This is a genomic window from Kitasatospora sp. GP30 (assembly GCF_029892145.1).
Taxonomy (GTDB): domain Bacteria; phylum Actinomycetota; class Actinomycetes; order Streptomycetales; family Streptomycetaceae; genus Kitasatospora; species Kitasatospora acidiphila.
Genome location: NZ_JARZAH010000033.1, coordinates 74,278 through 86,773, shown reverse-complemented (window position 1 = coordinate 86,773; position 12,496 = coordinate 74,278). Strand labels below are relative to the sequence as shown.

The window sequence follows — 12,496 nt, the reverse complement described above, 5'->3', positions numbered from 1 at the left end:
CATGGTCGGCGCGTACTCGATCGCCGGGCCACCCGCCGGCGGCTGCGCGCCGGGCGCCGGAGCGGCGGGGCCGGGCGCACCGGGCAGACCCATCAGCCCGGGCGGACCGTCGGAGGCCATCATGGTCGGCGCGTACTCGATCGCCGGGCCACCCGCCGGCGGCTGCGCGCCGGGCGCCGGAGCGGCGGGGCCGGGCGCACCGGGCAGACCCATCAACCCGGGCGGACCGTCGGTGGCCAGCACGGTCGGGGCGTAGCCGCCCACCGGTGCGGGCGGTGCCGGCGGAGTGGGCTGGGCGGCCGGCCGCTCCTGCTGCGCGGCCGGAACGGCCTGCGCGGGCATGGCGACCGGCGGGGGCATCCGCACGGTGCGGGCGTCCGGCGGGGTGGTCGGCAGCTTCACCTCGTCGCCGTGCTCGTCCCCGTCCCAGCTGGGCGGCGGGGCGAGCAGGGTCGGCGCGTCCCCGGCCGGGCGGTCGGAGATCGGCGGCGTGGTCAGCCGGGCCGCCGGCGCGTCGGCCGACGGGGCGCCCGGCACCTGCGCGGCAACGGGCGGCGCCGCGGGCGCGGGCGCAGCGGGCGCGGGCGCAGCGGGCGCGGCAACGGGCGGCGCAGCAGCGGCGGGCGCGGGCGCAGCATGCGCGGCAACGGGCGGCACAGCGGCGGGCGCGGGTGCGGGCGCAGCGTGCGCGGCAGCGACGGGCGCGGGCGCAGCATGTGCGGCAGCGGCCGGCGCGGGCGGCCGCGGGTCGGCCCCCGGCACGGCGCCGGCGGCCGGCGCGGCAGCGGGCGCCGTGCCGAGCTTCTCGTTCTCGCGGGCGATCGCCGCGGCCGCCGCCTCCTCCATCCACTGCGGCGGGCTGAGCAGGAAGGAGGTGGCCTCCACCGGCCCGGGCAGCGGCTTGGCCACCCCGGCGGGCGCCGAGCCGACCGGCCGGCCGTACGCCTCCTCGTAGCGCCGCACCACCTCGCTGACCGGCAGCGGCGGCCAGAGCGTGCTGGCCCCGCTCTCCCGGGCGATCACCAGCTTGGCCGCTCCGCCGTCCGAGGAGGGGCCGTTGGCCCGGTCCTCGGCCCAGCAGACGAAGCCGAGGTCGAACTCCCGGACCCGGACCTCGCGCTGCTGGAACGGCGGCACCCCGCCGTTGATCCACTCCGCTGCCAGGTCCTGCGCCTGCGCGTACGTCACCATCCCAGGACCTCCTGCACCGTCGACACGTCAGTTCCCCCGCTTCAGCCCGCGGCCGCGATCGGCACCGCGCGGGCGAATCCGCCCTCAACCATCAGGCCCGCCACCGTCTCCAGCTCCGCCGGGCTGCCGGCCAGCCGGAGCAGGAAGTCGTCGAACGTCTCCCCGCACGGCAGCAGCAGGCGCGCCACCCGGGCGGCCGGGTCCTCGGGGGCCCCGGTGTCGCGGGCGTCGTCATAGACGCAGAACCAGACCGAGCCGGCCCGCTCGCCGCGCACCTTGATCGCCAGGATCCCGCCCTGCGCATAGGCGATGCCCAGGTAGTCCTTGGTCAGGTGGTCGCGCATGCACTTGTTGGCATAGACGAGGTCGGCGGTGCCGTACTCCTCGGAGAGGGTGAGGAACGGCTGGTCGAGCAGCATGCCGAACTCGCTGTCCAGTGCCACGCCGACCGGGCCGTGCCCGCCGGCCAGCTTGAGGAACTCCCGGTACGGGCCGGGCAGCCGGTAGCCGAGCCGCTCCTCCGCCGTCTGTACCAGGTCCTCGCGGACCGACAGCGGGTCGGCGCCCTCCTTGGAGAGCGAGAAGTGCGCCGGACGGTGCTCCTGCAGCGGCCGGGTGCCGCGCTTGCCGTGGTCGGCGGACGACCGGGCCAGCCCGCCGTGGTGCCGCAGCAGCGCCTTGACCTCGACCGGGACCAGCTCCATCCGGCGCCAGCCGGTCGCGGCCGGGCCGACCGCGTGGTGCCAGGTCCAGCCGGTCGGGGTGGCCACCGGCGACTCGTGGTCGGCCCAGAGCTCGTGGCCGTGGCTGAACTGCGCGGCATTGGCCGACACGTAGTCGGTGAGCCGCAGTTCGTCCACACCGAAGCCCGCCGGCGGGTCGGCCACCTCGGCGACCGCGGCGGCGTAGCGGCTGAAGTCGGGGTAGCCCTGGGCGTCCACCGGCACCCCCTCGGGGTACTTGGCCGCCCGCACCGGGTCGGGAAAGTGGACCACCTGACCCGCGTAGGCCGCGTTGGGCGCGGCGACGGTGCCGGGCCGACCTGTCGTCATCTGGGTTCCCCCACTGGCTGAAGCCGTTGTTGCCGGGCACCAGGGTATGTGCTCAGGCCTTTCAGCGGTCCCCCTGGTCCGGCACTGGGCCCGTGCACCGCCGGGGCCGGACCGGTTTCCCAGCACCGGAAAAGGTTGCTGACGAATCGTCAGCACACCCGTCGACCCCCCGGGTGGTCGACTGTCCGGGTCGTTTGGCAGGCTGGCCCCCGGACAACGAAACGACGACCAGCAAGGGAGCAGCCGTGGAGCTACCGCCCCCGCCCAGCGCGCCACTGCTGCGCCACCACCGGGACAGCCTGCTGCCGGCGGTCGCCGCCGCACTCTCGCTGCGCGGCGGCCAGGTGCACACCCTCGCCGGGCGCAAGGCCGACACCGAGCCCGAGCTGCACCCGCTGGTCACCGATTTCCTCGGCACGCTGCCGATCGACCACCGGGAGCGGTTCACCGGCCGCTGCCCCGAGGCGCTGCTGCTCTCCCAGTACCTGACCACGGTCGACACCGGCCGCTCCAAGCGCGCCGCCCGCAAGCCGCTGAGCCTGCACGAGGCCCGCAAGGCGCTCAAGGGGGCCAAACTGACGACGGTACGGATCCGCGAGCAGGACGACCCGGCGCACGGCACCCACGCCCCGCCGTGCCGCTCCTGCGCGCCGATGCTGGAGCATTTCACCGTGCTCAGCGTCGCGGTCGGCCCCCGGACCTGACGGCCCGACCGCGCCGGCCCAGCCAGCCGCCACTGCCTGCGCCGTTCCCTGTCCCCCGACCCCGGAGTGCCCCCTGAACCCGCCCGCCGCCCCCGGCTCCACCGCCGTCCGCTCCCAGCCCCGGTTCTCCGCCGACGTGGCCGCCGCGCTCAAGCAGGCCGGCTGGCACCCGGGGCGCTGGGAGATCCGCCGTGCCGAGGAGTGGGCCGACCAGCTGCTCGGCCATCCCACCCCGCCGAACGCGCCGCACGCGGTCTTCCCGGCCGCCATCGAGGCCTGGGCCGAGTTCGGCGGCCTCTCCTTCGACCTGTCCGGGGCCGGCCGGGAGGTGGCCCGCACCCCGTTCCTGCTGGACCCGCGGTGCGGCCTGCACCAGCCGCGCACCCTGGCCGACCTGGGCCGGGCCCTGGACAGCCGGGTGGCCCCGCTGGGCGAGGAGCGGTTCGGGCAGGCGCTGCTGGCGATCGACGAGGCCGGCCGCGTCTACAGCCTGGACCACACCGGAGAGTGGTTCCTCGGACAGGACCTTGACCAGGCGGTCTCCACGCTGGTCCTGGGCACCCGCCCGCACCGGCTGCGCACCGTCGCCGACGCGGCCGACTGACCGGGGCCGGCCGCCGCCTCAGCGCAGCGGATCGGCCCGGGTCGCCAGCCGGGACGGCAGGGTGGCCTCCACCCGGAAGCCGCCGCCGTACTCCGGGCCCGCCGTGAAGCTGCCGCCCAGCGCCCGGACCCGCTCCTCCATGCCGACCAGGCCGTTGCCGCCGCTGGGCAGCCGCACCTGCTCGCCGCCGTCCGGGCTGTCGTTGACCACGGCGACCCGGACGCCGTTGGGCACGTAGGCGAGCAGCACCGAGACCCGGGCGCCGCCGGCGTGCTTGTGGGCGTTGGTCAGCCCCTCCTGGACCACCCGGTAGGCGGTCCGCTCGGCGTCGCCCGAGTACGCCTGGCGGTCGCCGCTGACGGTGAGCGTGACCAGCATCCCGGCCGCCTTCGACTGGTCCACCAGCCGGGGCAGTTCGGCCAGCCCCTTGGTCTGCTCGGCCGACTCCTCGTTCATCCGCAGCACGCCGAGGATCTCGCGCAGCTCGTTCAGCGCCTGCCGGCCGGTATCGGCCATCAGCTTGGCGCTCTGGGCGGCCCTCTCCGGGTCCCGGGCCGCGATCCGCTCCAGCGCCCCGGCGTGCACCACCATCAGGCTGACCCGGTGCGCCACCACGTCGTGCATCTCCCGGGCGATCCGGGTGCGCTCCTCCAGCCGGGCCCGGCGGGCCCGCTCGGTGGCCCGCTCGGCCAGCAGGTCGAGCTCGGCCTCCAGGCCCTGGGCTCGGTCCTGCAGCGACTCGACCAGCCGCCGCCGGGCCCCGATGTAGAGGCCGGTGGCCACCGGGGCGACGGTGAGCCCGACCGAGACCAGCAGCGCCAGCAGCACCGGGACCCAGCTGGGCACGGGCGGCTCGTTCGGCGGCGCGCCGTTGGCGGAGAAGATGCGCAGCAGGAGCATCATCGCGGTGGTCTCCAGGAAGACCACCGACGACAGGGTCACCACGGTGCGCCGCCGGGACGGCCAGCTCCAGGTGACGGCGAGGGTGTAGAGGGCGACCTCCAGCAGCACGATCCCGAACAGCCCGGGCACCAGCACGATCGAGACCACCACCGGCAGCGCCGGCCAGCGCCGCCGCACCAGCAGGGTGGCTCCGGCGGCCCCGCCGATCAGGGCCGAGAGCAGCGCCAGCCCCGTGTGCAGGTGGAACCGGCCGACCGCCAGCGTCCAGCCGCCGACCGCGCCCTCCACCGCGGCCAGCGCGGCCAAACCCACGTCCAGCGCCGCGCTGCGCCGGTGTGGCCACCACCACAACCCGCGGTCGCGCGCGCCCTCCCCAGTGGACATGCTCATGGATGTCAGCCTATGTGAGGCCCACCGCCCCGCCCTACCCAGTTCCGGCCGTGCACACGCCTCGGCGTTCCGGCCGCGGACGCGCGTCAAACACGACTTGGGAACCTGTGTCCGCGATGCGGCCACACCCACTGCCCGGCACCCCGTGCCACCTATGCTGGTGCCCGTCGGACAGCGCGGTCCGCCCTTGCCGAACCCACCACCCGAGGGAGCCAGCCGTGACCGCTTCGGTCCCCAACTCGGCCGCCCAGCCCGGCAGCGCGCCGGCCGCCGGCCAGGCAGATCAGGCAGACAACGCAGCCCTGCGGGCCGATATCCGCCGCCTCGGCGATCTGCTCGGCGAGACGCTGGTGCGGCAGGAAGGCGCGGAGGTGCTGGGCCTGGTCGAGCAGGTCCGCCTGCTGAGCCGCACCGACGGCGAGGCCACCGCAGAGCTGCTGGCCAACATCGACCTGGACACCGCCGCCAAGCTGGTGCGCGCCTTCTCCACCTACTTCCACCTCGCCAACGTCACCGAACAGGTGCACCGCGGCCGGGAGTTCGCCGCCCGGCGGGCCCGCGAGGGCTCGCTGCTGGCGCAGACCGCCGACCAGCTCGCCGAGGCCGACCCCAAGCACCTGGCCGACACCCTGGCGCATCTGGCGGTCCGCCCGGTCTTCACCGCCCACCCGACCGAGGCGGCCCGCCGCAGCGTGCTGAACAAGCTGCGGCGGATCGGCGAGCTGCTCGAACGCATCCACCGGGAGCACGCGGCGGCCGGCCTGGACGTCACCGACGCGGCCCGGCAGACCTCGGCGAAGCGCAGCGCCGACCGCCGCCTCGCCGAGGTGATCGACCTGCTCTGGCAGACCGACGAGCTGCGGATCGCCCGCCCCGAGCCCACCGACGAGGCCCGCAACGCCGTCTACTACCTGGACGAGCTCTACCGCGAGGCCGTCCCCGTGGTCCTGGAGGAGCTGCACGAGGAGCTCGCCCGGGTCGGCCTGGCCCTCCCCGACGGGGTGCGCCCGCTCACCTTCGGCACCTGGATCGGCGGTGACCGGGACGGCAACCCCAACGTCACCCCCGAGGTGACCTGGGAGGTGCTCAACCTCCAGCACGAGTACGGCATCACGGACGCCCTGGCCACCATCGACGACCTGCGCGCCACGCTCTCCACCTCGGAGCGGCTGGCCGGCGCCTCCGCCGAGCTGCTGGCCTCGCTGGACGCCGACCTCAAGCTGCTGCCCGAGTTGAGCCCCCGCTACAAGCGGATGAACGCCGAGGAGCCGTACCGTCTCAAGGCCACCTGCGTACGGCTCAAGCTGGAGAACACCCGCGACCGGCTGGCCGCCGGCACCCCGCACCTGCCCGGCCGCGACTACCTGGGCACCCGCGAGCTGGTCGCCGACCTGCGGCTGATCCAGGAGTCGCTGCGGAGCCACCGCGGCGAGCTGATCGCCGACGGGCGACTGGCCCGGGCGATCAACACCATCGAGGCGTTCGGCCTGCAGCTGGCCACCATGGACGTGCGCGAGCACGCCGAGGCCCACCACCACGCACTCGGCCAGCTCTTCGACCGGCTCGGCGAGGAGGCCTGGCGCTACGCCGACATGCCGCGCGAGTACCGGCAGCGGCTGCTCGCCAAGGAGCTGCGCTCGCGCCGACCGCTGGCCCCCACCCCGGCCCCGCTGGACGCCGCCGGCACCAAGACGCTGGGCGTCTTCACCACCATCCGGGAGGGCTTCGAGCGGTTCGGCGACGAGATCGTCGAGAGCTACATCATCTCGATGTGCCAGGGCGCCGACGACGTCTTCGCCGCCGCCGTGCTGGCCCGCGAGGCCGGCCTGATCGACCTGCACGGCGGGATCGCCCGGATCGGCATCGTGCCGCTGCTGGAGACCACCGACGAGCTGCAGCAGGCCGACCGGATCCTGGAGGAGATGCTCTCCGACCCCTCCTACCGCCTGCTGGTCTCGCTGCGCGGGGACGTCCAGGAGGTCATGCTCGGCTACTCGGACTCCTCCAAGTTCGGCGGCATCACCACCTCGCAGTGGGAGATCCACCGGGCCCAGCGCCGGCTGCGCGACGTCGCCCACCGCTACGGCATCCGGCTGCGCCTGTTCCACGGCCGCGGCGGCACCGTCGGCCGCGGCGGCGGCCCCTCGCACGAGGCGATCCTCGCCCAGCCGTGGGGCACCCTGGAGGGCGAGATCAAGGTGACCGAGCAGGGCGAGGTGATCTCCGACAAGTACCTGCTGCCCTCGCTGGCCCGGGAGAACCTGGAGCTCACCCTCTCCGCCACGCTGGCCGCCTCCGCGCTGCACACCAGCCCCCGCCAGGCCCCCGAGGAACTGGCCCGCTGGGACGCCGCGATGGACGTGGTCTCGGAAGCCGCGCACCGCTCCTACCGGGCCCTGGTGGAGCAGGACGACCTGCCCAAGTACTTCTTCGCCTCGACCCCGGTGGACCAGCTGGCCTCGCTGCACCTGGGCTCCCGGCCGTCCCGCCGACCGGATTCGGGAGCCGGCCTGGACGGGCTGCGGGCCATCCCGTGGGTGTTCGGCTGGACCCAGTCCCGCCAGATCGTGCCGGGCTGGTACGGCGTCGGCTCCGGCCTGGCCGCGGCCCGCGCGGCCGGCCTGGGGGATGTGCTGCCCGAGATGTACGAGAAGTGGCACTTCTTCCGCAACTTCCTCTCCAACGTGGCGATGACGCTGGCCAAGACCGATCTGCGGATCGCCAAGCACTACGTGGAGCAGCTGGTCCCGGGCGAGTTGCGGCACGTCTTCGACGAGATCCGCGCCGAGCACGACCTGACCATGCGCGAGGTGCTGCGGCTCACCGGGGAGGACGAACTGCTGGAGCACAACCCGGTGCTCAAGCAGACCTTCGCGGTCCGCGACGCCTACCTGGACCCGATCTCCTACCTGCAGGTGGCACTGCTGCGCCGGCAGCGCGAGCAGGTCGAGTCCGGCCGCGAGGAGGACCCGCTGCGCGCCCGGGCGCTGCTGCTGACCGTCAACGGGATCGCCGCCGGCCTGCGCAACACCGGCTGAGCCGACCGGACATGACGAAGGCCGGGGGCCGCTCGCTGGAGCGGGCCCCGGCCTTCGGGCTGTCGGGCTGTCGGGCTGTCGGGCTGTCGGGCTGTCGACGGATGGTCAGTTCGCGGACGGAGTCTCGGGATCCCGCTTGGTGGCGATCCGGCGCTTGAGCCAGAGCGCGCCGCCGCCGGACGCCACCAGCAGGCCGAAGCCGACCGCGGTGAGCCCGGCGTTGCCGCCGATCGAGGTCACGAAGGTGCTGGCGAGCTGGCCGTTCACCGGCGTGGGCGCGGCGGTCGCCTCGGGGGTCTGCGGCGTGACGCCGTCGACCAGTTGGACGTCCACCGCGGTCGGCTCGTCACCGCCCGGCGCCGACTGCCGCAGCCGCCCGTGGCCGCGTGCGCTGCCGGCCGGGGCCGCCGCGCCCCGGCTCGCCACCGGCACGGCGGGCGGAGTCGGCGCCGTGGTACGGCAGTTGGCCGAGCGGGCGGTGGCCGAGGGGGCCGCCGGGGTCGGCGAGGGGCTGGCGCTCGGCGCGACCGAGGTGCTCGGGCCGGCGGTCGGTGTGGCATTCGGCGTGCCAGTGTCCCCGGCCGGGCAGCTGGGCTGGGCCGTGGGGCTCGCGGTGGCGGTGGCGGTGGCCTGACCGCTGCCGGGCGCACCGCTCGCGCCGGGATCCGCGGTGCCCGAGGCCGTCGCCGAGGGAGCCGGTGCCCCCGGTGCGCCGACGGTCGGCGACGCGGCCCCGACCGCCGAGGGCGACGGCGAGCCGCCCGGTTCGGCCGCCGCCGCGGTGGCCGAACCCGCCAGTGCCGTCATCGCCAGTACCCATGTGCCGACCAGTCGTGTCGGCCCCAACCCCGCGCCCACCAGCGCCCCACCTTCCCGAGTCCGGGTCGACCGTATCGGATGTTCCGGGGTGCTCGATCACCAGATCGGGTGCTGCGGACAAGAGTTGTACGACTGTTGCCCTGGCGGTCACGGGGGTAGCGGTTCGTTCCCCACTCACCCGCCTGCCGCCGACGAGCAGGCCATGGGCTTCTGGATGTCCGTCACCTTCCAGGCCCCGTCGATCTGCCGGAGCGTCATGACCGACAGCTGCGGCGGCTGGCCGGTGAACTGGTCGACCGGTTTGCCGGTGGCCGCATCGGTGATCAGCCATCGGCTGACGTCCACGCAGTCGTAGATCCGGCGCAGCTCACCGTCCGCGACCATGCCCTCGATGTGGTGACCGACCTGCCCGGTGTGGGTGTGGCCCGCCTTCGCCGCGTCCGCGAGGGCGGCCCGCAGGATCGACAGGTTCGGCTCGTCGGCGTGCCGGGCGAGCTGCTCCGGCGCGATGCCGCCCGGTCGGTTCGCGGCCAACCAGTCGTCCCAGTAGGCGAGGTAGGCCTGCTGGACATCGGGGCTGGGGGCGGAGAGGGCCTCGCCGTCGGGGCCGGTGCCGTAGGGGGCCGCGGCGGGCCGCACGGCCGCCGAGCAGCCCGCGAGCAGGGCCAGGACCAGCACACCGAGCGGGCGGACTCTCACTGGCCGTGCTCCTTGAGCACCTGTGCGGCCCGGCCGATCCTGGCGTCGACGGCCGCTCGTTCGGCGGTCAACTCGTTCCGGTACTGGGTGATCAGCTGCTGCTGGATCGCGCCCTGCACGGCGAAGGCGATCCCGGGCAGGTTGGTCTGCCGGGTGCAGGCGACGTCCGCGCGGGCGGTGTCGATCTCGCGCGGGGTCACCGAATTGCCCCATGACTCGGTGGCCAGGCTCTGCGGGTTGCTGTACACGAAACCCTTCTGCCGCATGCAGCTGCTCCAGTCCTTGATGCCGGCCGCCACCCGGTCGTCCGCCTGGGTGCGTTTGAGGGATTGGTCGGAGAGGGATTCGTACCCGGTGCTCCTGGCCGGCTGGGCCCCGCCGTCGATCTGTCGACGGGCCTCACCCTCGCAACCGCCGTCGGGGATCGCTCCACCGGCGGGTTTCCGAGCGGTCATCGACGCGAGACCGGTCTCGGCGGTGAATTCGGCGGGGTCCATCTTCTGCGTGCTCGCCGGCCTCGGCTTGAGGCTGTCGGGACTGTGGAATCCGAACTGCGCGGCCTGAGAATCGTCGAGGAAACCGAACGCGGTGGGCAGGTCGGTCTGCTCCCCCGGGCCGGCCGCAGGCGCGCTCCAGTCGGCGAAGCCCAGTCGGTGCATGCAGTCCGCCTCCAGCAGCACGGTCGCCCGGCTGATGGTCTGCGCCTCCTGGTCAGTGGGAGCGAACACCCGCAGCGGCAGCGCCTGGATGTCGGCCGCGGACGTCGGGACGGGGGTCGCGGAGACGATCGGCTCCCCCTGGCCCTGCGCCGTGTCCGGGTGCCGGGTGCCGCTGGACGAGCAACCCGTGAGGACGGCGGCGCAGACGGCGGCGGCCAGGAACGCGGTGGAGAGTCGGCGAGCCATGGCCCGTGGCCCCTTCGCTGCTCGGACGGACGGGGTTGCCGCTGGGGCGGCTGCCCGGATGGCGGGCGACCGCCCCAGCGTCACGATGCGGCTTCGGGAACGACTAGCAGTTCGTCTCCTGGGCCGTGCTGACCAGGTACACCTCGGAGGTGTAGCCGGTCACGCCGGTGGCGGAGTCCCGGTTGTAGTCCCAGGCGTAGTCGCCGTTCACGCCGCTGCCCTGGTTGGTGAAGCAGTAGTCCGTGTTGCCCTGCCCCGGATAGCCGGTGCCGAGCACGGCGTCCGAGGTGTGCGGGCCCGAACGGATGTTGGCCGCGGTGGAGTAGTCGTTGGCGAAGGTTCCGGCGCTCGCGACTCCGGTACCGAGCGCCAATGCCACGGTGGCGGCAGCCGCCACCGTCAGGCCTTTGAGGGAACGGGACTCGAACATGGTGATACCCCCTGGTCGGTCACTCATCGACACTGTGTTGGGCCCCGGTGGGCCGCTGGTCATCACACCACGTCAGTGCGGACTCGAACATTGGCCGGATGGACACATTCTCAACAAGTGCAGCTGTGCGGCGAGCGCCGCCGAAGTTCGGGTGCGAAGCCCCAACTTGGCCAGTACCCGCCCCAGATGAGCTTTGACGGTCGACGCGCTGATGTGCAGCTGCCGAGCGATCTCGCCGTTCGACAACCCGATGCCGAGCAGCCCGAAGACATCGTTCTCACGAGCCGTCAGGCTGCTGGTGTCCACCGCGGGAAGCGAGTGGATCCGGCACGGGCAGTGGTCTCTCGTGCTTGCATGAACTACCGCCATGGCCCTGCCTGCCTCTCCCCCGGGGCAGCGATCACCCTCCAAGCAGAAATGACCTGACACTACAGCAGGTTGATCCACTCAAAAGGTCTTGATCAAGCCATCAGGAGTGGTAGGTGTTCTGGGCCCGCTCCAGGCCCTCCGACAGCAGGGCCTCCACCGCGTCGGCGGCCCGGTCGACGAACCAGTCCAGCTCCTTGCGCTCAGTGGACGAGAAGTCCTTGAGCACGAAGTCGGCGACCTCCATCCGGCCCGGCGGCCGGCCGATCCCGCAGCGCACCCGGTAGTACTCCGGGCCGAGCGACTTGGTGATCGACTTCAGGCCGTTGTGGCCGTTGTCGCCGCCGCCGAGCTTGAGCCGCAGCGCCGCGTAGTCGACGTCCAGTTCGTCGTGGACCGCGATGATCGCGGAGGTGGGCGCCTTGTAGAAGTCGCGCAGCGCGGTGGTCGGGCCGCCGGACAGGTTCATGAAGGTCATCGGCTTGGCCAGCACCACCCGCTGCCCGGACAGGCGGCCCTCGGCCACCTGGGCGCGGCTCTTGTGCGCCTTGAACTTCGCCCCGATCCGCTGGGCCAGCAGGTCGACCACCATGAAACCGATGTTGTGCCGGTTGCGGGCGTAGCCCTCACCCGGGTTGCCCAGCCCCACCACCAGACGGGGGCCGGTGTACTCCGCGTCGCTCATCTCGCCTCTTCCTCCTCAGTAGCCATCATCCCGGACATGCCACTGCCCCGGCTCCCACCAGGGGGCCGGGGCAGTGGCGAGCGCGTCAGGCTCAGGCCTCGGTGGTCTCCTCGGCGGCCTCCTCGGCCTCCTCCTCGACCGGGGCGGCCTGGGCGGCGATGATCTGCAGCACCACGGCGTCGGCCTCGACGGCCAGCGACACGTTGACGGGCAGCTTGATGTCACCGGCGGTGATGGCGGCACCGGCCTCCAGGCCCTCGACCGAGACGGTGACCGACTCGGGCAGGTGGAGGGCCTCGGCCTCGATCGGCAGCGCGTTCAGCACGTGCTCGACCAGGTTGCCACCGGGGGCCAGCTCGCCCTCGACGTGGACCGGGATCTCGACGGCGACCTTCTCGCCGCGCTTCACCAGCAGCAGGTCGACGTGCTCGATGCTGCGCTTGATGGCCTCGCGCTGCACGGCCTTCGGCAGCACGAACTCGTCCTTGCCGTCGATCGGCACGACCAGCAGGGCGTTCGGGGTCTTGAGGGCCATCATCAGGTCGTGGCTCGGCAGGTTCAGGTGAACCGGGGTGTGGCCGTGGCCGTAGACGACACCGGGGACGAAGCCGGCGCGGCGGGCGCGACGGGCGGCACCCTTGCCGAACTCGGTGCGGGGCTCGGCGGCAAGACGGATCTCGGACATGCTGCACTCCTGGGGCGAAACGGGG

Annotated in this window: 12 protein-coding genes and 1 pseudogene; 3 read left to right on the top strand and 10 right to left on the bottom strand. The window is 73.6% G+C overall.

The features are described from left to right. Positions 1–1,191 (bottom strand): annotated as a pseudogene (locus P3T35_RS31430) (hypothetical protein); the annotation flags it as partial. Between the two features lie 41 nt (positions 1,192–1,232). Next, positions 1,233–2,243 carry an SMI1/KNR4 family protein gene (locus P3T35_RS31425; protein ID WP_101381953.1) on the bottom strand — a complete coding sequence of 337 codons (1,011 nt, stop codon included), beginning with the start codon at positions 2,241–2,243 and terminating at the stop codon, positions 1,233–1,235. Positions 2,244–2,488: 245 nt separating this feature from the next. Here P3T35_RS31425 and P3T35_RS31420 point away from each other — a divergent pair, with 245 nt between their 5' ends. Continuing rightward, entirely contained in the window at positions 2,489–2,947 is a 459-nt protein-coding gene (locus tag P3T35_RS31420; protein WP_101381952.1) for a YwqJ-related putative deaminase, read from the top strand. A gap of 136 nt (positions 2,948–3,083) precedes the next feature. After that, complete coding sequence (locus P3T35_RS31415) at positions 3,084–3,551, top strand: SUKH-3 domain-containing protein (protein ID WP_101381951.1); 468 nt, start codon at positions 3,084–3,086, stop codon at positions 3,549–3,551. Positions 3,552–3,569: 18 nt separating this feature from the next. On the opposite strand, the gene P3T35_RS31410 is transcribed toward P3T35_RS31415, so the two are convergent. Continuing rightward, a complete protein-coding gene (locus tag P3T35_RS31410) occupies positions 3,570–4,844 on the bottom strand; it encodes a histidine kinase (RefSeq protein ID WP_280708711.1) in 1,275 nt (424 codons plus the stop codon). A 302-nt stretch (positions 4,845–5,146) separates the two neighbouring features. Here P3T35_RS31410 and ppc point away from each other — a divergent pair, with 302 nt between their 5' ends. Then, positions 5,147–7,882 carry a phosphoenolpyruvate carboxylase gene (gene ppc, locus P3T35_RS31405; RefSeq protein WP_107503386.1) on the top strand — a complete coding sequence of 912 codons (2,736 nt, stop codon included), beginning with the start codon at positions 5,147–5,149 and terminating at the stop codon, positions 7,880–7,882. Between the two features lie 105 nt (positions 7,883–7,987). Here ppc and P3T35_RS31400 read toward each other — a convergent pair whose 3' ends face one another. The 7 genes from P3T35_RS31400 to P3T35_RS31370 form a co-directional block, all read right to left on the bottom strand. Next, the gene (locus P3T35_RS31400; RefSeq protein ID WP_143676883.1) at positions 7,988–8,740 is read right to left on the bottom strand and encodes a hypothetical protein; all 753 of its coding nucleotides are present in this window, start codon (positions 8,738–8,740) and stop codon (positions 7,988–7,990) included. A gap of 135 nt (positions 8,741–8,875) precedes the next feature. Then, complete coding sequence (locus tag P3T35_RS31395) at positions 8,876–9,400, bottom strand: hypothetical protein (RefSeq protein WP_101381946.1); 525 nt, start codon at positions 9,398–9,400, stop codon at positions 8,876–8,878. Beyond that, positions 9,397–10,305: a hypothetical protein gene (locus P3T35_RS31390; protein ID WP_101381945.1), complete on the bottom strand. Its 909-nt coding sequence runs from the start codon at positions 10,303–10,305 to the stop codon at positions 9,397–9,399. The genes P3T35_RS31395 and P3T35_RS31390 overlap by 4 nt, the downstream gene beginning before the upstream one ends. A gap of 103 nt (positions 10,306–10,408) precedes the next feature. Next, entirely contained in the window at positions 10,409–10,735 is a 327-nt protein-coding gene (locus tag P3T35_RS31385) for a hypothetical protein (RefSeq protein WP_101381944.1), read from the bottom strand. Positions 10,736–10,807: 72 nt separating this feature from the next. Next, positions 10,808–11,041: a helix-turn-helix transcriptional regulator gene (locus P3T35_RS31380; protein ID WP_280708710.1), complete on the bottom strand. Its 234-nt coding sequence runs from the start codon at positions 11,039–11,041 to the stop codon at positions 10,808–10,810. Between the two features lie 163 nt (positions 11,042–11,204). Continuing rightward, on the bottom strand, positions 11,205–11,786 hold the full coding sequence (gene pth, locus P3T35_RS31375) for an aminoacyl-tRNA hydrolase (protein ID WP_101381942.1): 582 nt from the start codon (positions 11,784–11,786) through the stop codon (positions 11,205–11,207). Positions 11,787–11,877: 91 nt separating this feature from the next. After that, on the bottom strand, positions 11,878–12,471 hold the full coding sequence (locus tag P3T35_RS31370) for a 50S ribosomal protein L25/general stress protein Ctc (protein WP_101381941.1): 594 nt from the start codon (positions 12,469–12,471) through the stop codon (positions 11,878–11,880). Between the last annotated feature and the right edge of the window lie 25 nt (positions 12,472–12,496).